18 protein-coding genes are annotated in these 20,030 nt (G+C 63.3%); 9 read left to right on the top strand and 9 right to left on the bottom strand.

Going from position 1 to position 20,030, the window contains the following annotated elements:
* The first annotated feature begins 81 nt into the window (after positions 1–81).
* Both rpoD and EI983_RS12520 read left to right on the top strand, forming a co-directional pair.
* On the top strand, positions 82–2,064 hold the full coding sequence (gene rpoD, locus EI983_RS12525) for an RNA polymerase sigma factor RpoD (protein ID WP_425500858.1): 1,983 nt from the start codon (positions 82–84) through the stop codon (positions 2,062–2,064).
* A gap of 36 nt (positions 2,065–2,100) precedes the next feature.
* The gene (locus EI983_RS12520; protein WP_157707717.1) at positions 2,101–2,790 is read left to right on the top strand and encodes a sulfotransferase family 2 domain-containing protein; all 690 of its coding nucleotides are present in this window, start codon (positions 2,101–2,103) and stop codon (positions 2,788–2,790) included.
* Positions 2,791–2,853: 63 nt separating this feature from the next.
* Here EI983_RS12520 and EI983_RS12515 read toward each other — a convergent pair whose 3' ends face one another.
* Entirely contained in the window at positions 2,854–3,771 is a 918-nt protein-coding gene (locus EI983_RS12515) for an AEC family transporter (protein ID WP_157707716.1), read from the bottom strand.
* A gap of 126 nt (positions 3,772–3,897) precedes the next feature.
* Here EI983_RS12515 and EI983_RS12510 point away from each other — a divergent pair, with 126 nt between their 5' ends.
* The 5 genes from EI983_RS12510 to ribD all read left to right on the top strand — a co-directional run bounded on the left by EI983_RS12510 (position 3,898) and on the right by ribD (position 8,386).
* Complete coding sequence (locus EI983_RS12510) at positions 3,898–4,398, top strand: hypothetical protein (protein ID WP_157707715.1); 501 nt, start codon at positions 3,898–3,900, stop codon at positions 4,396–4,398.
* A gap of 171 nt (positions 4,399–4,569) precedes the next feature.
* Positions 4,570–4,998 (top strand): secondary thiamine-phosphate synthase enzyme YjbQ, encoded by a 429-nt coding sequence (locus EI983_RS12505; protein ID WP_157707714.1) that lies wholly within the window; start codon positions 4,570–4,572, stop codon positions 4,996–4,998.
* Positions 4,995–6,527, top strand: coding sequence for a zinc-binding metallopeptidase family protein (locus EI983_RS12500; protein WP_157707713.1), 1,533 nt, complete (start codon positions 4,995–4,997; stop codon positions 6,525–6,527). Before EI983_RS12505 ends, EI983_RS12500 begins: the two co-directional genes overlap by 4 nt.
* Before the next feature lie 294 nt (positions 6,528–6,821).
* Positions 6,822–7,301, top strand: coding sequence for a transcriptional regulator NrdR (gene nrdR, locus EI983_RS12495; protein WP_157707712.1), 480 nt, complete (start codon positions 6,822–6,824; stop codon positions 7,299–7,301).
* On the top strand, positions 7,298–8,386 hold the full coding sequence (gene ribD / locus EI983_RS12490; RefSeq protein ID WP_157707711.1) for a bifunctional diaminohydroxyphosphoribosylaminopyrimidine deaminase/5-amino-6-(5-phosphoribosylamino)uracil reductase RibD: 1,089 nt from the start codon (positions 7,298–7,300) through the stop codon (positions 8,384–8,386). The genes nrdR and ribD overlap by 4 nt, the downstream gene beginning before the upstream one ends.
* A 59-nt stretch (positions 8,387–8,445) precedes the next feature.
* On the opposite strand, the gene EI983_RS12485 is transcribed toward ribD, so the two are convergent.
* The 3 genes from EI983_RS12485 to EI983_RS12475 all read right to left on the bottom strand — a co-directional run bounded on the left by EI983_RS12485 (position 8,446) and on the right by EI983_RS12475 (position 13,047).
* Positions 8,446–10,473: a capsular polysaccharide biosynthesis protein gene (locus EI983_RS12485; protein ID WP_157707710.1), complete on the bottom strand. Its 2,028-nt coding sequence runs from the start codon at positions 10,471–10,473 to the stop codon at positions 8,446–8,448.
* Positions 10,473–11,585 (bottom strand): polysaccharide biosynthesis/export family protein, encoded by a 1,113-nt coding sequence (locus EI983_RS12480; protein WP_157709085.1) that lies wholly within the window; start codon positions 11,583–11,585, stop codon positions 10,473–10,475. Before EI983_RS12480 ends, EI983_RS12485 begins: the two co-directional genes overlap by 1 nt.
* A gap of 169 nt (positions 11,586–11,754) precedes the next feature.
* Positions 11,755–13,047 carry a capsule biosynthesis protein gene (locus EI983_RS12475; RefSeq protein ID WP_157707709.1) on the bottom strand — a complete coding sequence of 431 codons (1,293 nt, stop codon included), beginning with the start codon at positions 13,045–13,047 and terminating at the stop codon, positions 11,755–11,757.
* A 151-nt stretch (positions 13,048–13,198) separates the two neighbouring features.
* Here EI983_RS12475 and EI983_RS12470 point away from each other — a divergent pair, with 151 nt between their 5' ends.
* Positions 13,199–13,786 carry a riboflavin synthase gene (locus EI983_RS12470; RefSeq protein ID WP_157707708.1) on the top strand — a complete coding sequence of 196 codons (588 nt, stop codon included), beginning with the start codon at positions 13,199–13,201 and terminating at the stop codon, positions 13,784–13,786.
* 39 nt (positions 13,787–13,825) lie between these two features.
* Here EI983_RS12470 and EI983_RS12465 read toward each other — a convergent pair whose 3' ends face one another.
* The 5 genes from EI983_RS12465 to EI983_RS12445 all read right to left on the bottom strand — a co-directional run bounded on the left by EI983_RS12465 (position 13,826) and on the right by EI983_RS12445 (position 19,028).
* Positions 13,826–14,872, bottom strand: a complete 1,047-nt coding sequence (locus EI983_RS12465; RefSeq protein ID WP_157707707.1) for a proline racemase family protein — start codon at positions 14,870–14,872, stop codon at positions 13,826–13,828.
* A gap of 119 nt (positions 14,873–14,991) precedes the next feature.
* Positions 14,992–15,474, bottom strand: a complete 483-nt coding sequence (locus EI983_RS12460; protein WP_157707706.1) for a thioesterase family protein — start codon at positions 15,472–15,474, stop codon at positions 14,992–14,994.
* Between the two features lie 241 nt (positions 15,475–15,715).
* Positions 15,716–16,315, bottom strand: a complete 600-nt coding sequence (locus EI983_RS12455) for a hypothetical protein (RefSeq protein WP_198389291.1) — start codon at positions 16,313–16,315, stop codon at positions 15,716–15,718.
* The gene (gene gatB, locus EI983_RS12450; protein ID WP_157707704.1) at positions 16,312–17,823 is read right to left on the bottom strand and encodes an Asp-tRNA(Asn)/Glu-tRNA(Gln) amidotransferase subunit GatB; all 1,512 of its coding nucleotides are present in this window, start codon (positions 17,821–17,823) and stop codon (positions 16,312–16,314) included. Before gatB ends, EI983_RS12455 begins: the two co-directional genes overlap by 4 nt.
* Before the next feature lie 74 nt (positions 17,824–17,897).
* Positions 17,898–19,028: a hypothetical protein gene (locus tag EI983_RS12445; RefSeq protein WP_198389290.1), complete on the bottom strand. Its 1,131-nt coding sequence runs from the start codon at positions 19,026–19,028 to the stop codon at positions 17,898–17,900.
* A 320-nt stretch (positions 19,029–19,348) separates the two neighbouring features.
* Here EI983_RS12445 and EI983_RS12440 point away from each other — a divergent pair, with 320 nt between their 5' ends.
* Positions 19,349–19,993 (top strand): transglycosylase SLT domain-containing protein, encoded by a 645-nt coding sequence (locus EI983_RS12440; RefSeq protein ID WP_246162161.1) that lies wholly within the window; start codon positions 19,349–19,351, stop codon positions 19,991–19,993.
* Positions 19,994–20,030 lie beyond the last annotated feature (37 nt).

Genomic DNA, 20,030 nt, shown 5'->3' with positions numbered 1-20,030 from the left:
GGGTGTGCGAATCACCAGATCGCGCTAATGATTCGGTCTAACCGAATCACCCGACCGCCCGAATCACGTAAGGAGACTTGCATGGCCAAAGACGACGACGCGAAGTCTAACGAACAAGAGGCCGAAGACTCCCTGGACATGAGCCAGGCCGCGGTCAAGAAGATGATCGCCGAGGCCCGCGAGAAGGGCTACATCACCTACGATCAGCTCAACGAGGTGCTGCCGCCGGATCAGGTCAGTTCGGAACAGATCGAGGATGTGATGTCGATGCTCTCGGAAATGGGCATCAACATCATCGAGGCCGAAGAGGTCGAGGAAGAAGAACAGAAATCCACCGCCGTGGCCGAGATCGGCCGCAAGGGCGAGATTACGCTGGGATCCGGTAAGGAAGAGAAACTCGACCGGACCGACGACCCGGTGCGCATGTATCTGCGCGAGATGGGCAGTGTCGAGCTGCTCAGCCGCGAGGGCGAGATCGCCATTGCCAAACGCATCGAGGCCGGCCGCAACACGATGATCGCGGGCCTTTGCGAAAGCCCGCTGACCTTCCAGGCAATCACCATCTGGCGCGACGAACTTCTGGGCGAAGACATCCTTCTGCGCGACGTGATCGATCTTGAGGCGACCTTCGGCAATCAGATGGACGAGGACGAAAATGGCGCGCCCGTGGTGGATGCGGCCAACGTCACCAGCGTGCCCAGTGCCGCGAAATCCGATGGCCAGGAAGAACTCGACGCCGATGGCAACCCGATCGCCGCCGATGACGACGATGACGACGATGACGATCAGGCCAATATGAGCCTCGCGGCGATGGAAGCCGCGCTCAAGCCACGCGTTCTGGAAATCCTCGACCGTATTGCCGACGATTATGAAAAGCTCTCGGAAATGCAGGACAGCCGGATTTCGGCCACGCTGAACGAGGATGGCTCTTTCAGCAAGAAGCAGGAAGAGAAATACCAGAAGCTGCGCGCCGAGATTGTCGAACTGGTCAATGAGCTGCATCTGCACAACAACCGGATCGAGGCGTTGATCGACCAGCTTTACGGCATCAACCGCCGGATCATGCAGATTGACTCAGCGATGGTGAAGCTGGCCGATCAGGCGCGTATCAACCGCCGGGAATTCATTGAGGAATATCGCGGGCGCGAGCTTGATCCGAACTGGCTTGAGGATATGGGCAAGAAGTCCGGCCGTGGCTGGCAGATGTTCATGGAACGCAGCCCCGAGAAGGTCGAGGAACTGCGCGCCGACATGGCCCAGGTCGGGCAATATGTGGGCCTCGATATCTCGGAATTCCGCCGCATCGTGCAACAGGTTCAGAAGGGTGAGAAAGAGGCCCGTCAGGCCAAGAAGGAAATGGTCGAGGCCAACCTGCGCCTGGTGATTTCCATTGCCAAGAAATACACCAACCGTGGCCTGCAATTCCTTGATCTTATTCAGGAAGGCAACATTGGCCTGATGAAAGCGGTCGACAAGTTCGAATATCGCCGGGGCTACAAATTCTCGACCTACGCGACCTGGTGGATCCGTCAGGCCATCACCCGGTCCATCGCCGATCAGGCCCGCACCATCCGCATTCCGGTGCACATGATCGAGACGATCAACAAGCTGGTGCGCACCGGCCGCCAGATGCTGCACGAAATCGGCCGCGAGCCGACACCGGAGGAACTGGCCGAGAAGCTGCAAATGCCGCTCGAAAAGGTCCGCAAGGTGATGAAGATCGCCAAAGAGCCGATCTCGCTCGAGACGCCCATCGGCGATGAGGAAGACAGCCAGCTGGGTGATTTCATCGAGGACAAGAACGTGATCCTGCCGCTGGATTCGGCCATTCAGGACAACCTGAAGGAAACCACGACGCGCGTTCTCAGCTCTCTGACCCCGCGTGAGGAACGCGTGCTGCGCATGCGCTTCGGTATCGGCATGAACACCGACCATACGTTGGAAGAGGTGGGTCAGCAGTTCAGCGTCACCCGCGAGCGTATCCGCCAGATCGAAGCGAAGGCTCTGCGCAAACTCAAGCACCCCAGCCGGTCGCGCAAGCTGCGGAGTTTCCTGGATCAGTAGGCCACGGCTGAAAGAGCAATCCTGGCGGGTCGGATCATGCCGGTGACACTCGACCTTATCTTCGTGCATGTCCCAAAGACGGGTGGTATTTCCGTTCGGCAGGCCGCCATGCGCAAGTATGGCCCGTCGCTCCACTTGGACTATGCAGATCGAATTACCAATCCAGAAGCTCTCTTCAATACGGATCGGTCAGCGTATTTGCAGCAAGATCATCTCTCTTCGTTGCAAGGCAAGAAAGCCGTTTATGGTCATTTCTGGATCGGCAAATATCACAATGTCAGGGCAATGTGCCGGGCGACCATCCTGCGCGACCCCGTCGAACGCCTCGTTTCGAACTATTTTTACTGGAAGTCGGATACCAACACGCCGCAGATGTTGAAGGCGAATGCGTTGCGGCGGAAACTGGTTGTTGAAAACCTGACCATTCCCGAATTTGCCAGTTTGCCAAATATCCGAAATTTCTATCACGGGTGCTATTTTGACGGCGTCGATATGGGGCAGTTCGATGCCATCAAAGATTACTCCACCCTGCGCGACAATCCCGAAGAAATTGGTCGCGCAACCGGGCTGGACGGAGAATTCAGCCGGGTAAACCGAACGGATCTTCAGCTTCCGGATTATCATAGCCTGAAGGATGCCTTTTACGCCGACGCCGCTGCGCTCTCAGCAGTTCGGGCATCGCTTCAGGAGGATATTCGCTTTTATGAGAAGTGGGTGCATCTTTAACCGTCATCGGGGTGGGTGCCGGGTGTTGAGGTGCTGTTGCGGTCAAATCGGCCGCCGGAGGGCTCAGGGCAGTCCGCCCAACCCCTCCGCAACTGCCATCCACACCGGCAGCGTTACCGCGCTCAAGAGCGTGCCCTGCGCGATCAGCGTGGCACAAAGCGCCCGGTCCGCGCCGAACCCCGCCGCCAGCACATGCGCGGCGCTCGCCGTGGGAAGGCCTGCAAAGATCACCAGAACCGGCACAATGGGGTGCGATATCCCCAAACCCACCGCCACCCCGGCCACCACCGCAGGCAGCGCCACCAGCTTCGTGCCCACCAATATCCCCGAAAACCTGTCCAGCCGCGCCAGCGCCCCCCAGCGCAGCGTGGCGCCTATGGAAATCAGCGCCACAGGGATCGCCGCCTGCGCCAGCATCTCGACCGGGGCCATCACCGGGGCTGGGATGGTCAAACCGCTCAGCCCCACCGCCACGCCCGCCAGCGAAGCCAGCAGGAACGGGTTCAGCGCCACTTTGCGCAGCGCCAGCCCCAGGCCCAGCCCCTCACCCCGCGAGAGCGCCGTGACGGCAAAGATATTGACCATCGGAATGCCAAGCCCGATGGCAATCGCATAAAGCCCAACATCCGCCGAGGGCAGCGCGCTCACCAACACGAAGCCAAGCGCGGTGTTGAACCGCCACGCGGTCTGCCAGGCCCCGGCGAAATCGAGAAAGCGAGACGGCCCGTAAGGGCGGGCGAGCCAGCCCAGCCCCAGACCGAATGCCGATATCGCCCAGACAAGCGGCCCCACAATCAGCAAATTGCCAGGATCGATCGGCCGCGCCGCTGCCGCTGTGAAGATCAGCGCGGGAAACAGGATTTCGAAATTGAGCCGATCGAGGCCCGCCCAGGCGTTCTCGCTCAGCCGCCCGCGCACCGCCCCGCCAAGCAGCACCAGCAGGAATATCGGCAGCAGCCCCGTGAGAATGATCCAGACCATCCGCGCCCTCCACAGACGTAGTCATGGCGCAGCCGCCAACCGGGGTAAAGCGTCAATCCGTCCACATTTCCAACCGAGGCGCCCGCGTGCTAGCATGAGGACAGTTTTCCGAAAAAGGAGATTGATATGCGGGCTCGTTTTTTCGCCGCCCTGATGATGGTTTTCCCCGTCGCGGCATCTGCGCAGGAGGGGTGCTTTGGCGCCGGTGTGCCGCTCTTTCATTGCACGCTGAAAGGCGGAACCAAGACGCTGGATGTCTGTCTTCAGGGCGCGGCGGGATATTATCGCTTCGGTCCCGGCGATGGCCCGGCCGAGCTGATCCTGGCCCATGGCGTGAAGGACATTCACCTGACCCCCTGGAACGGCATCGGAAGCAATATCTATGAAGAGCTCGAGTTCTGGGCAGGCGACACGACCTTTCAGGTGCATTATCTGCTGGAGCGCATCGCGGCGGATAATCCAGACATCTCCGGCGGTGTCCGCGTCTTTCGCGCCGATCAGATGCTGGCCGATCTGACCTGCGATCCAGGCAGTGTGGTGGAGCGTGATTTCGATCCGCTTTTCCAGGCAAAGGAGCAAGCCGGGCAATGTTATGATGCGAATACGTTCATGTGGTCGTCATGTTAGACCGCCCAGTCCCCTTTGCCCCTGTGACAGCGGTGCTCGAATATTACGCAGGCACTGTTGACAGTGCGGGCCATTGCCTGCCGCTATACGAAGCAAAGGAGGACCCGGGCCAATGCCGGGATTTCACCCGTTTTAGATGGAGAGACATGTGCTGAAACGCGGGCGGCGCCCATGAACACCGAATTCCTGATCGAAACGCGGGGGCAAGGGCCTTACGAGTTCACCAGTCAGGTGTCCGGCTGGGTGGCAGGCAGCGGGCTGCGCTCTGGCCTGCTCACGCTTTTCGTGCGCCACACCTCCGCCAGCCTGCTTGTTCAGGAGAATGCCGACCCCGAGGTGCAAAGCGATCTCAGGGCGTTCTTTCACCGCCTCGTGCCGCCCACCACGGACCCGTCCATGGCCTATCTCACCCATACTTACGAAGGCCCCGACGACATGCCCGCCCATATCAAGGCGGCGATGATGCCGGTCAGCCTGAGCGTCCCGGTTGCCGACGGCCGTCCCGTGCTGGGCACCTGGCAAGGCATTTACCTGTTCGAGCATCGCGACGCGCCCCATCGCCGCCGCGTGGCCGCCCATCTGACCGGAGACCGTCCATGAGCCATGACCAGACCGCCGGGGATTGGGTCACCGCCCACGCGGCCGACCTTTCGGACTGGACCGCCACCATCTTTGACTATGCTGAACCGGCCTGGCGCGAATACCGCTCGGCAGAGTGGTATGTGGCCCGGCTCCGGGCCGAGGGGTTCACGGTTGAAGAGGGCTCCGGCGGCATGCCTACCGCTTTCTGCGCTCAGTGGCAGAATGGCGAAGGCCCGGTGGTGGGCATGTATGCCGAATATGACGCCGTGCCCGCCAATTGTCAGGCGGCCCGCCCCGAACAGGCCCCGCGCGAGGGGCTGGGATACCTCGCGGCGGGCCATACCGACCCGCATTCGGGGCTTGGGATTGGCGCGTTGGGCGGGCTTCTTGCCACCAAGGCGGCGATGGAGCGGCACGGGATCAAGGGCGGATTGCGCTTCACCGGGGAGCCCGCCGAGAAGGTCCGCGGCTCCAAGCCCATCCATGCCGCGGCGGGCTATTACGACGGGCTGGCGGCAATGCTCTCTTTTCATCCGTTCTATATGCTTCCGCTCTGCAACACGGTGCGCTGGGACACGCAATGCGGGGCGGCCTATTCGATGATCTATCGGTTCCGCTGCGATGCGCCCGAAACCTGGGGCGCCCGTGACGGTGCCCCCATCCCGCAAAGCCATTCCGACATCCGCGCACCCGGCGCCAATGAGGCGCTTGTCGCTATGTATCAGGCCGGAAAGTCGTTGCGCGACAGTATGTTGCCCCATTCCGGCGGCTGGTCCATTTCTGAGGCGATCCTGGGCGCGGGTCAGGCCACGGCGGACAATCTGCCCGCGCGCCAGGCCGATCTGCAATACATGATCCGGGTGCCGGATCTGGCCATGGCCGAGCAGGTCACGACCCATCTGGACCGAACGGCGCAACTGGTGGCCGAGCTGCATGGCTGCCGCGTGGACCGGCACTGGGTCTGCAAATCGCGCCCGGGGCTGACCAATCACGTCATGGCCGACATCGTCTGGCAGGCCCTTCAACAGGTCGGCCCGCCGGTCTGGGACGAGGCCGCGCTTGCCATGGCCCGGCAGGTTCAAACGGCCTGCGGCAAGCCCCCCGATGCCGATCCGCTGATCCCCGAATGCACCAGGCTCATGGACCCGCAGGAGGCCGAAGCGGCGCTGCGACGGACGCTGCCACCGGCACAGATCAATTCCACATCGGATGACTATACCGATATGTCCTGGCACGCACCGCTCGCCCGGTTCTACATCGCGCGGCCCGCTTTGCGCGGCGGGCCGTACCCGGCCTGGGCGATGAATGCTCTGGGCGGCATTCCGGCGACGATCGACCCGATGGTGCAGGTGGCGGCACGGGTGCTTGCCTGCTCTGCGCTGCGTGTGCTGACGGATGAAGGGGCACGGCAGGCCGCCTGGAGCGAGTTCGAACGCCGCCGCGCCGGTGGTCCGCCGCCACTCTGCGATTATCCGCCTCCGCTGGATTTCGCCTGGCCCGAATATGTCGAGACCGTGCGCGGGCGGCACTGGCATGTGCCGGGATAGCCAGCGCTGCGGGCAAGAAAAACATGCGCCGCGCACCTCTGGAAAGGCGGCGGCGCATATCCACATGAAGGGCCAATCCTGCTAGGTCGGCTTGCTCATATCCTACGATAACCAAGGTAAACGCATGGTGAACCTCTGCCACAAGGGGACGAAAATGCCGCAATTCCCCTGGACCTTATTTAGGGGGCGCATTTCCCCTCTACCCAAAACCTTGCGGCTGTCCTATAGTGCCTGTGGATAAGATGGGCACCAGACCCATGACCATGAGGCAGAGACAGAAAAGGGGACCGGCCGATGCGCTGCCCGTTTTGCGGAAATATTGACACACAGGTGAAAGATTCCAGACCGGCGGAGGATCATGTGTCGATCCGGCGGCGCCGGTTCTGCCCGGCCTGCGGCGGCCGGTTTACCACCTATGAACGCGTGCAACTTCGGGACCTCGTGGTCGTCAAATCGAACGGGCGACGCGAGGATTTCGACCGCGACAAGCTGGAGCGCTCGATCCGCATCGCCCTGCAAAAACGCCCCGTGGAGCCTGAACGCGTCGAACAGATGATTTCCGGCATCGTGCGGCGGCTGGAGAGCCTGGGCGAGACCGATATCCAGTCCAAGGTCGTGGGCGAGATCGTGATGGAAAGCCTCGCGCGGATCGACACCGTCGCCTATGTGCGCTTTGCCAGCGTTTACAAGAACTTCCAGGCGGCCGACGATTTCGACAAATTCGTGAGCGAACTGCGTCCCAACCCCGAGCCTGACGAGCCCGAAGGCGCGTGAGCCAAGACGCCCGCTTCCTGGCGCTGGCCCTGTCTCTGGGGCGGCGCGGGCAGGGGCTGACCTGGCCCAACCCGGCGGTGGGCTGCGTGATCGTGCGCGCGGGCCGCATTGTCGGACGCGGCTGGACCGCGCCGGGGGGCCGCCCCCATGCCGAGACGCAAGCCCTGGCGCAAGCCGGCGCAGCGGCGAGGGGGGCCACCGCTTATGTCTCGCTTGAGCCCTGCGCGCATCATGGAGAGACCCCGCCCTGCACACAGGCGCTGATCGGCGCTGGTATCGCCCGTGTGGTGGCGCCTCTGCCTGACAGCGATCCGCGTGTGTCAGGGCAGGGGTTCGAGCAGCTTCGCACCGCCGGGATAGAGGTCTCCACCGGGCTTCTGGCCGAAGAGGCCGCTCGCGATCACGCAGGGTTTTTCAAACGGGTCAACGAGGGGCGCCCGGCGCTCACCCTGAAGCTCGCCAATTCCTTTGACGGACGCATCGCCACGGCCAGCGGCCACAGCCAGTGGATCACCGGGCCCGAGGCGCGGGCGGTCGTGCATGGGCTGCGCGCAAGGGCCGATGCCGTGATGGTGGGGGCCGGCACTGCGCGCGCCGATGACCCGATGCTGACCGTGCGGGGGCTTGGCCCGCGCCGCCAGCCGGTGCGCATCGTCACCTCGCGCCAGCTTGATCTGCCGCTCATGTCCCAGCTTGCCCGAACCGCGGGCGAGGTGCCGCTCTGGGTTTGCCACGGCCCCGATGCCGATGCGGCGCTGAAGGAGGCATGGACCGGCCTTGGCGCAAAGCTTGTCGAATGCGCGCTGATCGGCCGTCAGCTCGACCTGCGCGCGGTGCTTGCCGCCCTGGGCCGGGAGGGGCTCACCCGTGTTTTCTGCGAAGGCGGCGGGGCGCTTGCGGCCTCGCTTCTGGCCGCCGATCTGGTGGACGAGCTTGTCGGCTTTACCGCCGGCCTTGCGATCGGGGCTGAAGGCCTGCCCTCGATCGGGGCGCTCGGTCTTGCGCAGCTCGATGAGGCGCGACGCTTCACTCTTGTGGAGACCCGGGCCATCGGCGGCGACGTGATGCATCGCTGGACCCGTTAGGCACCAAATTTCTTGGCAGAAATTTTGCAAGAAAATGTGCATTTTCTTGTGCGTTCCGCTTACCGCCACAGACCCGCGTAAGAGGCAAACACGCCCTGTAGCTTGGACAAAAGCCGGTTGGCCAGACCGGGATGCGCCACCGCGCCTGTAGCCAGCCGGTCGATCACCACCTCAACCGGGCAGGGCAGCCCGGTCACCGGGTCGCGATAGCGCGGATAGTCGATCAGCGCCGCATGCACGAGCCCATGCAGGCCCGGCCGCGCCACGCGCCGCGCGGGCACCCGACCCAGATCGCGTGTCAGACCCCAGCCCGCATAGAAGGGCGCGCCGGTGGTGGTGACCTTCACATCGCGAAGCAGCGCCTCGAAGCCCAGCAGCGAGGTCATCGTCCAGACCTCCTCGACCTCCTGCAAAAGTGCTATCGGGTCCGCGTTGCGCAGAACGGCATCGGCAAGGCCCTCCAGCGCCGTCTCCGGCACGGCCCCGTCGCGCAGCCCGGCCTCCACATCCGGGTGCGGCTTGAAGAGGATCACCGCACCCGGGTTTTCCGCGCGCACCCGCTCCAGCAAGCCAAGATTGGTGCAGATCTCGCCCGCGCCCAGCCGGATCGACGCGTCATCCTCCACCTGTCCAGGCACCAGAATCCGGTGCCCCTCAGGCAGCTCAGGCCGCGCGCCGCCGAGGTTGTACTTGCTCAGGCCCAGCTCGCGCAACCGCGCGATCACCCGTTCGGCCCGTCGGTCCTGATCGGGCCTGAGATCGGCGCGCATCCCAATCCATCGCTCCAGGCGGCTTTCCCGCGTGGGATCGTAATATATCCCCAGATCGTCACAGACGAGCGACAGGGGCGGGACCAGCTCCGCACCCAACCCGCGCGACCTGAGGAACCCGTCCTCGACGCGCACGGCCTTTGTGTCGGGGGCTGCTTTTCCGGCCCAGATCATCCGCGGTTCTGCCGCCTCCGCAGGCACCGGATCACCGGAAAACCGAAGTTTCGCGCCCTGCGCTCCGAAAAACCCCTGCAATGGACCCCGTTTCCACAACCGCATCCCATGCGCCGTCCAGCCGCGATGATCCTCGCGCCAGGCGCGGGTCTGCGCCTCGAGCGTGGCAATCGCGTCTTCCAGTTCGCACAGCTTGTCCCGGTAAGGGTCATACCAGATCGGATAGAGAAGCATCGTGGCCGCAAAAAGCTGCGCCCGGGTCAGGTCGCGCCCCCGGCGGGGCAGGCCATGCGGATGGCGATCCTCCGTCAGGCCCCACCCGGCATAGAAGGGCTGTCCAAACACCTGCGGCTTGTGCCCGGCGAAGATGGCCTCGAAGCCAAGCCCCGAGCTGACCGTATAGACCGCCACCGCCCCCTCCATCAGGTGCCAGAGGCTGACCGGATCGCGGATCAGCGTCACAGGGTCGCTTTCATCCTTGTCGCTGAAATATCCCTGCCGGTGGCCTGCCACCGTCTCGGGGTGGGTCTTGATCAGGATGCGCGCGCCCGGATTGTCCTCCTGCGCGTAATAGAGCATCTCGCGAAAGGTATTCGCATCCGCCCCGCCATGGGTGACGGAGGCATCGCCGCGGGTCTGGTCGATCACCAGAACATAGCCCGGATCGGGGCAGGGCAGGTCCGGGTCGAACCCGGTATATTTGCTGAGGTGAGCCTCCTGCATCCGGGCGATGCACCCGCGCGCGCGATCCAGAAGTGCCGTGTCATCAAGCGGGTGGGTTTTCAGCAGGGTTTCAAGGTCCGACGGCCGGGAGCTGTCGAAATGCACACCGGTTTGGTCCACCACCAGCCCCAGCGGCGCGCTGCCATCGCGCCCCGGATGCACCGACCGCAACAGCGCGTCCTCCACACGGATGAGCTTGGCCCCCGTGGCCTCGGCCATCGCCTCGCCGCGCCTGGCATAGGGCGAATGCCCCCAGACCGCGATCAGGTCATCGGCACCGGGCTTGCCCAGGCGCAACGGGTATCCGGCCAGTTCCAGCATCCGCCGGATCCGCTTTTGCCGCAGAAAACCGGCGTTGAAATAGAAGACCCGCCGGGATGGCTGGCCGGCGGGATCGTCGTGCCTGAGAGGGTCAGGCATCAGAGGCCCAGATCAGAGAAGGTATCTCCTGCTGAGGTCACGCTGCCAATGGCGCCCAACGTGCCCGTCATCGCCGAAATCACGCGGCTCCACTGGGCGAAGGGGGCCTCGGTCACATAGATCGTGTCATCGTCGCGCACCGAGAAATCGCGCGCCATGAACATGCCGTTGGGTTGCGTCAGGTCAAGCACATAAACCATGCGCTGCGCGCCTTGCAGATCGTTGCGCCCGAGCACGATATTGGCAATCTCCGCAGGCTCGTTGCGCATGATGAACACACCTGTCGGATCGGCCAGGCTCGGGCTCAGCCCGCCCACCTGTGCAATGGCTTCCACAGCGCTCAGCGTCGGGCTTTCAAACGGCACGCGGGCCTGCGCCCCGGTCGCCCCGAGCGCGGTGAAGGCGCGGCTGTCCTGCTCAACGAGGATGCGGTCGCCCCCGCGCAAAGCAATGTCGAACTCGGGGTTCTTGAAGATATCCTGGAACCAGACCTGGCTGCGTTCATTGCCGCGAATGACCGTCACCTGCGCCACTTCCGGCTCGATCACCACGCCACCGGCGCGGCTCAGCATGGCCGAGAGCGTACGCGTCGGCCGTTCGATCGGATAGACGCCCTGCGCGCCCACCGCTCCGATCAGGGAAACGGTCGAGCCATCGCCCGCCAGGCGGCGCACCTCGACCTGCGGATCGGGTGTCTGGTCTTCGAGTTTGGCGGTGATGATCCGGCGCACCGCTTCGGGCGAATTGCCCGACGCCTTGATCCGGCCCGCGTAGGGAATGAAGATGAAGCCAGAGCCATCGACCTGCACCTCTTCGAGCGCGGCGGCATTGGCGCCTTCTGTCACCAGAAGACCGTCATCCACGTTTTCCCAGATGGTGATGCCCAGTGTGTCGCCCGGACGGATCGTGTCCGAACCAAGCTGACCTGCGTTCTTGAACTTGTCGGTGAAACCAAGGGCGGGCTGAACAGCGGTCGCCCGGGTCACGCGGTCATTGACGGACACGACAAAGGCATCGCCCGATTTCTGAACCGAGCCTGCGTAAATCTCTTTCTTGTTCGGGCCCACGCGGGGCAGGGTGCCGCAGGCCGCGACCATGCCCACAAGGGCCATCAGGGCGACGGACTTCGCCCATGTGCTGGATTGGATTTTCACTGCTCGGTCTCCTCGACCTGATTACTGCCTCAGTCTTTTTATCGTTCTGCGGCCTTCTCGGGGCCGGTGATTTTTTCTCTCAATAGCTGAATCTGGTTTAAAAATCCAGCGTTACGAGCCGTTCTTGTCATGTCACCGCGCGCAACTGTTGCCGTGGGGCCGCGGTGCCTGATTTCAGCGCTTCATAGGGGTCATCCGGCGACAGCATCATGTCAACCGCCTGGCGCAACAGTTGCCGCCGGCCTCTCGATGAATAGAACCCGCCGGGCACCTGGCTCGTTTCCAGCAGATACCGGCGATAATCCTTGTAGGCTTTGTGATCCGGCCGCTCTGGCAGGGCGAAAAAATCCCGCAACGGCTTGGTCGAGACAAACTCGGGCTTGGCATACACCGCTTCGCCAAAAGTCTTGAGCGGAATTCCGCGCCACAGGACCTGCTGGGCGGCGGTCGAGTTGACGGTGATCGCACTGCGCGCCTCGTCCAGAAGCTGCGCCAGCTTGCCGCCGCGCACGTAATGCACCCGGTCCTGCACGCCATATTGTCTGGCCAGACGTTTCAGGTCGCGCCGGATCGGCACGCGGCCATCTTCCAGCGGGTGCGCCTTGACCACGAGGTGGTGATGCGGCGGCGCGCCCTTGGCAAAGCCGTCCAGCACCGTGTCGAGAAACTCCGACATCGTCGAAAAGGAGGAATGCGCCTGAAAGGCGCTGTCATGTTCCAGCTGCAACAGCGCCAGATGATAGGGAAACCCGCCGTGCCGGATGCGCCATGTGGCAAGGCGCCGATCAATCGCCTGCGCGGGCATCAGCAGCAGGCGCTGCAGGTAAAGCTTGAATTCCTGGCGCACCCCCAGGGTGCGATGCGGGCGGAAATTGCGATAGCGCCGGTTCATCAGCAAGACAAAGCCATGATAGGCCGCGCCGTAAAAGATATGCTGGCGCATGTCGCCCCAGCTCGCAGGTGGCAGGGGCTGGTCCACATCGGAGTTTTCCAGTGCCGTGCGCATATCCCGCACGCTCATTTCCATCAGCCGCGAATTGCCGTTCGAGCCGCCGCGCTCGTAAGTGACCCAATAGGGGCGCAGATAGCCCTCCTCAAAGACATGTACGGTGAGGCCCGCCGCCTTGGCCTGCACCACCGCCTCGGCGTGAATGGGGCGCACATCGCCGTATAGAACGATATCTGTGACGCCTTTCTGTACCACCAGGTCAGAGAAGTATTCAGGCCAGTCCTCGACGCTGCCCAGATAGGGAATATACCGGGCCCGGTCGCGCCAGAACGCCTGATCGCCCGCATTGAACCCAACGCGCCACACCTCCGCGCCCGCGCGGCGCAACATCTTGCCCAGCTTATGAAAAAACGGCCCGTGCGGACCCTGCAAAAACAGAAATACGCGGTTTTCACCGGTCAGAGCTGTCATGGTTTTTCCACCTGTTGCCTCGGATGCAAGGCCTAGTCCCGGATTTGGGCGATATTATGACATTGTTTCCATATCCGCATCAAACCTTTGAAATCTTGCCATAAGGTTACGCAGTGTTTAGGGGGAGGGAACGGCGGAAAGGAGCACCCTCATGTTCACCGGGATCATCACCGATATCGGCACCCTGCGCGAGGTCGAGCAACGCGGCGATCTGCGCGCGCGCATCGCCTGCGGCTATGATACATCGCGCATCGACATGGGGGCGTCCATCGCCTGTGACGGTGTGTGCCTGACGGTGGTCGGTCTGGGAGAGGACTGGTTCGATGTCGATGTTTCGGCGGAGACCGTCTCCAAGACCAATCTTGGCGACTGGACCCCCGGTCGCCGGGTCAACCTGGAACGCGCGCTGAAAGTGGGCGACGAGCTGGGCGGGCATATCGTGTCTGGCCATGTGGACGGGCTGGCCGAGGTTGTGGCCCTGCAGGACGAAGGCGACAGCACCCGCGTGCGCCTGCGCGCGCCCGAAGCTCTGGCACGGTTCATCGCGCCCAAGGGGTCGGTCGCGCTCAACGGCACGTCCCTGACGGTGAACGAGGTCGAGGGCTGCACATTCGGGATCAACTTCATCCCCCACACCAAACAGGTCACCACTTGGGGCGATGTAGCTGTGGGCGACCGGATCAATCTGGAGATCGACACCCTGGCGCGCTATGTCGCGCGCCTGGCCGAAATGTCCTGAGGCGCGGTGGGCTGACCCCCCACCCTGTGCCGCCCGCGATCAGGCCCAGAGATCGCCGATCGTGAACCCGGTCTGAAACGGATCGCTCTTGTCCAGGCGATACTCGCTCCGCCCATAGATCCAGCCTTGCCCGCGCAGGGTCGGAATGATCGCCTCATAAGGGCCGACCTGCGTCGTCCCGGTGATCCGTCCGGTAAAGGTCGTGCCCATGGGCCCGGCATTCACATACGCCTCGTCCAGGCCAAGCTGCCCGCGCGCATGCAGCACCGCCATCTTGGCGCAGGTGCCGGTGCCGCAGGGCGACCGGTCGAGCACGCCGTAGGGGCGCGCGGGATTAAACGCGCCGGTGCTCAGCGTGATCGCCCCGCGCCCGTCTGTGCCCGGGGCTGTGGGCGCGCCGTAAAGATTGGTGATCGTCGGTCCGGTGATGGCCGGGTTCTCGGGATGCACCACCGGCAGGGCCTCGCGCGCGGCATGGCGTATGGCCTCGCTCACCGCGACGATCTGCGCGCCGTTTTCCGCGTCGAGCGCCACACCCAGCCGGTCCGCGTCGGCCAGCACATAGAACATACCGCCCCAGGCGATATCCACCGTCACCCGGCCCAGCCCGGGCACCTCAAGCTCGGCATCCAGATGCACCGCGAAGGCGGGCACATTGAGAAATTCAACCGAGGTGACCTTGCCCGCCTCACAGGTCGCCGTGACCCCGATCAGCCCGGCCGGGGTCTCCAGCGTCAGCCGCGTGACCGGCTCCACCATCGGCAGAAGACCCTCTTCCAGCAGCACCGTGACCACGCAGATCGTGTTGGAGCCCGACATCGGCGGGTATTCCGACTGCTCCATGATGATGAAGCCCGCATCGGCGCGCGGATCGCATGGCGCGACCAGCGCGTTGCAGCAAAGCGCGGGATAGCCGCGCGGCTCCTGCAACATCAAGGTTCGGAGGTGATCGTGGTTCTGCGCCATGTCCTGCATCTTCTCGAAGACGCTGGCGCCTCTGAGCTCGGGCATACCCGCCACGATCACGCGCCCCGGCTCACCCTCTGCATGGGCTTCGATGGCGGTCAGGATGTGGTCGGCGGGCATGCAACACTCCTTTTTGCGGCGCGTGTGGGAAGCCTTGGAGTTTTGAGTATTTTGGGAACAATGAAAAGGCGTCTCTGAATTCGCTTTTCCCGCAATACCCCCGCCGGAGGCAAGACACTCTAGCCTTTGCGCCGGATCCCGATCTTCCGCCCGATCCCCTCGGGCCGGTCCAGAGCGCTATGCGCCTCGGCCATCGCCGCGATCCGGCCCAGAATATCCTCGGGCATCGGCGCCACCTTCGGCCCGTCGAGATTGACATGCAGCGTCAGCCCCTCGCCACTGGCCGAAATCCAGCCATCCTCGTGATAGAGTTCCTGGTAGGTGTGAAAACGCTTCTCGTCATAGTCGATGAGATAAAAGGACGAGCGCAGCCGGTCGCCCAGCTTGACCTCGCGCAGGTAGCGCAGGTGAAACTCGCCCGAAAAAGTCGTGTGATTTGTCCGCGCGATATATTCCGGCCCGAACCCCAACTGCTCGAACACCACATCGGCGGCCCGGTCGAACAGCACCGTGTAATAGCCCATGTTGAGGTGGTCGTTATAGTCGATCCATCCGGGCTCGATCTCCAGCCAGGTGTCGATGAAGGGGATCTTTTGGGTCATCGGTGCGCTCTCTGTGTTTCGCGCGCCCCGGATAGTGCGGTATGCCGCAGAATGCAAAGGGAAAGCCGCGGCGCAAAGGAATTGGGGCCGGTCGACCACGCGACACGCAACACATGCGCATCGCCCGATGGCCGGGGCGCGATGCCGGTCGGTGTGCTCGGCGCAGCGACAGCCGTCGCGGAAGGGCGCCAAGTTCATTGACGGCCACTTTGCCCGCAGCGTTCCCCCGCAAGGCCTTCGGTCAGTCCATGATGAAGGCGATGTGCGAGTCGCTGCTCGTGTACGACCATTTATCGGACCCAGCGGTCACGGCGGCGGTGACGATATTGCTCACGAGCATCGAGACCGGATCCCCAACGATGATCGTATGCGGCTTGAACGGCTCCTGCACGCGCGTGACGGATTTGCCATTCGCCCGGCAGGTCACTTCAAGCGCCGAAGGCTTGCCCCGGATCGTCGGCATGTCGATCAGGGCAGGGGTGACGAAGCTCGCTTCCAGTTCCTTCGATTTCATCGTGCATTGCGCACCCTTGATTTCGTCACCGGCGCTTTTGCTTGCGCTTTCCGGAGGGGCATAGGTCCGGAACGCTCGTGTCATACCGGGCACCAGACGCGATTGATCAAAGTCCTTGCTGTAGGTGAATGTCACAGGGGGCGTTTCAATGCCGGATAGTTCAACACAGGCGCTCGTGGCCGTCAGGGCCGCGACCATCCCAATCTTTCTGAAAACTGTCATATTTTTTTCTTGGCTGTTTTTACCAGCGCCAGCTAAGCAAATGCGCGCCGCCCCGACAAGCAGGGGCAGACGCGCAGGCTGAGAAAGCCGCTGTTGCGGCGTCAAAGCCCCAGTTTCGCGCTCACGATCTGGTTCACCGCCTTGGGGTTGGCCTTGCCGCCGGTGGCCTTCATCACCTGGCCCACGAACCAGCCCGCCAGCTTGGGATTGGCCTTGGCCTTTTCCACCTGCGCGGGGTTGTCGGCGATGATCTGGTCCACGGCGGCCTCGATGGCGCCGGTGTCTGTCACCTGCTTCATGCCGCGCGCCTCGACGATCTCGGCCGGGTCGCCGCCTTCGGTATAGACGATCTCGAACAGATCCTTGGCGATCTTGCCGGAAATGGCGTCCGAGCTGATCAGATCCACGATCCCGCCCAGCTGCGCCGGGCTGACCGGGCTGGTGGTGATGTCGTGATCTTCTTTCTTGAGCCGTCCAAACAGCTCGTTGATCACCCAGTTCGCCACCAGCTTGCCATCGCGGCCCGCCGCCGCCTCTTCGAAATAGGCGGCATTGGCCACTTCGGCGGTCAGCACGCCCGCGTCATATTCGCTGAGGCCGAACTCACCGACAAAGCGCGCCTTCTTTTCATCCGGCAGCTCGGGCAGGGAGGCGGCGATCTCGTCCACCCAGGCTTGCTCGATCTCCAGCGGCAAAAGGTCCGGATCGGGGAAATAGCGGTAATCATGCGCCTCTTCCTTGGAGCGCATCGAGCGGGTCTCGTTCTTGTCCGGATCATAAAGCCGGGTCTCCTGATCCACCTTGCCGCCGCCTTCGATAATGGCGATCTGGCGGCGCGCCTCATACTCGATGGCGGCCTGGATGAAGCGCATGGAGTTCATGTTCTTGATTTCGCAACGTGTGCCCAGATGGCTGAAATCCTGCGTTTCCTGATATTTCTCATAGGCTCCGGGCAGGCAGACCGACACGTTCACGTCGGCGCGCAGGTTGCCGTTCTGCATGTTGCCGTCGCAGGTGCCGAGATAGCGCAGGATCTGGCGCATCTTGGCGACATAGGCGGCGGCCTCTTCGGGGCCGCGAATGTCGGGGCGGCTGACGATCTCCATCAGGCAGACGCCGGTGCGGTTGAGATCGACAAAGGACATCGCCGGGTCCATGTCATGGATCGACTTGCCCGCATCCTGCTCCATATGGATGCGCTCGATGCGTACCTTGCGGGCAATGCCCGGCTCCATATCCACCAGAATCTCGCCTTCGCCCACGATCGGCTCGTAAAGCTGGGAAATCTGATAGCCCTGCGGCAGGTCGGGGTAAAAATAGTTCTTCCGGTCGAAGGCCGATTTGAGGTTGATCACCGCCTTCAGCCCCAGCCCCGTGCGCACCGCCTGTTCGACGCAGAACTCGTTGATGACGGGCAGCATGCCGGGCATGGCGGCATCCACGAAGGCGACGTTCGAATTGGGCTCAGCCCCAAACTGTGTCGAAGCCCCGGAAAACAGCTTGGCATTCGAGGCCACCTGCGCATGCACCTCCATGCCGATGACCAGTTCCCAGTCATGCTTGGCCCCGGCAATCACCTTGGGTTTGGGGGGCTCATAAGTCAGGTCCAGCATTGTCAGGCTCCATACTGCGCGTTGGCTGCGTTTTAGGCGAGCGCGCAAGGCAGGGCAAGATGCTGAACGGGGTGTCAGATCGCCGGAAGCCGGTACATGCCCGCCGGCGAAAAGGCGATGGAGCTGCCATCGGCCAGCTGATCCGCGAAATGCCGCGCGATCACCCTTAGCGCCATCTCCCGTCCCTTCACGATATGCGCCCGCGGCAGGGTGTGACGCGACAGGGTCAGCGGCGTGGTGTCGGGGGTGGTCCACAGCGCCGGATGCAACTCGTGCAGATGCTCCGACAGAATCCAGCTCAGGCAGTCATGCAGACGGGCGCGGGCCTTCTCGGCGCTGCGCTGCTTGCACGCGCGGTCCGGCCCCATGCTCAGCGCGCAGAACGCGGCGAGTTCATTGATCAGGTGCTGGCTCGGCTGGCGGCGCAGAATATCCCGCATGCCTTGGATGAAGCGCTCAACATCAAGCGCGCCCAAGGCGGCGTCACAATGCTTCAGCGCATCGAAAAAGAGCCAGACATACCCGCTCTGACCAAGATCGGGCCCGGACTGCGGCAGAAGCCGGGCGGCATGCTGTGTGAGCAGGGGCAATTCCTCGCTTTCCGCGCGCTGACAGGCCAGCCCGAAGGCCCGCAGGTGCAGCGCATTGCCGGGATCGAGCGCCAGCAAACGGCGATAGGCCGAAACCACATCATCCACAGCCGGGGACAGCATCTCGGCCAGTTCGGCCTCCAGCGCCGCGAGGCAGGGCGCGCCCAAAGCTCTGGCATCATAGGGCGCCAGCAACGCCTGGGCGCGTTCGAAATGCGCATGAGACCGGTCCCGTTCAGGCGTGGCCGACCGGCTCCAGGCCTGGCCGATCCGCAGATGGGCCTGAGCCACCACCAATGCAATCGCATGGCTCTCGCCTTGCTCGGCGGCGATCCGCTCGATTGCGGTCAGGCCGCTCAGATCGGGCACCTGACCATCGTCGATTGCATGAATCGCGGCTGCGCTGACATCCGATTGGGCGCCATCAATCATGAGTCGCGCCTCGCTGGCCCCGCCCGGAGTGGTCAGACGCGCCGTGTCGGCGTGCAGGATAAGTGCATCCAGTTCGTGCCACATCTCCTGTCTGGCCATATGCCGCCCGGCCTCCCACAGGCGCATCCGCGCCACGTCCTCATCGGCCACGGGCAGGGAGGGCAGGATCACACGCCGCGCCATCTGATCCAGGCACGGCCCCCGGCGACCTTTCAGAAACCGTTTGATAAACAAAGAGATGCCACTATCCGAGCGGATCGCTCTGGGGGGGTAGGGGCGCTGCATTCCGCGCGGCATATCAGCAAACAAAGAGGGCATCTTTCCTCCAACACTCGTCTTCCCTTTCACATTCGCCGTCCATTCCGGCCAAAACATGACGGCGTTTGGGAGAAGCTTGGGAAATAGACTGTTTTGTCAGAAATGTTGATTTCGCCGGCCGGACTCGCGAATATGCGCGGATGAAACGCTTAGCTGCCTGTTTTTTAATGAGTCTTCTGCCCATAATGGCCTGGTCCCAGGATCAGCTTGCCGTTTCGGGCGCGGCATCCGCGACCACGGAATTGCCGCTTTACCCCCCTTCGAGGGAGGCCAATCTTCCCCGCACACGCTGGGAGAGTGTTCCGGGCAGCGCGCTCTGGACCCGCGCGGTTCTGGCGTCGCTAAAGGATCATGCCCGCGTTCTGCCTGAAATGGTGCCCGCCGATATCGCCGACTGGTGCCCGGCCTATCCGAGTGCCACGATGGACAAGCGCCGCGCGTTCTGGGCCGGGTTCCTGTCGACCCTGGTCAAACATGAAAGCACCTATCGCGCGCACGCCGTGGGCGGTGGCGGCAGATGGTACGGGCTGACGCAGATCCTGCCCTCTACCGCGCGCGGCTATAAATGCCGGGCGCGCAGCGGCGAGGATCTGAAACATGCGCCGTCGAACCTGTCCTGCGCCTTGCGGATCATGGCCTATACCGTGCCGCGGGACGGGGTCGTGTCGCGTGGCATGCGCGGGGTGGCCGCCGATTGGGGGCCGCTGCACAGCCGCAAGAAACGCCAGGACATGATGGCCTGGACCAAGCAGCAGAGCTATTGCAAACCGATGAGTGCGGTCCGTCCGCGCGCGCGGCCGCAGAGTTTCAAGACAGCCTCTGTCGACTAGGGCCGCTCATCCGGCCCTTGCGTGCCGGCCTCGCGAG

This window comes from Roseovarius faecimaris, assembly GCF_009762325.1.
GTDB lineage: Bacteria > Pseudomonadota > Alphaproteobacteria > Rhodobacterales > Rhodobacteraceae > Roseovarius > Roseovarius faecimaris.
Note: the sequence above shows the minus strand (reverse complement) of the source record. Positions and strands in the feature narration are given on the sequence as shown.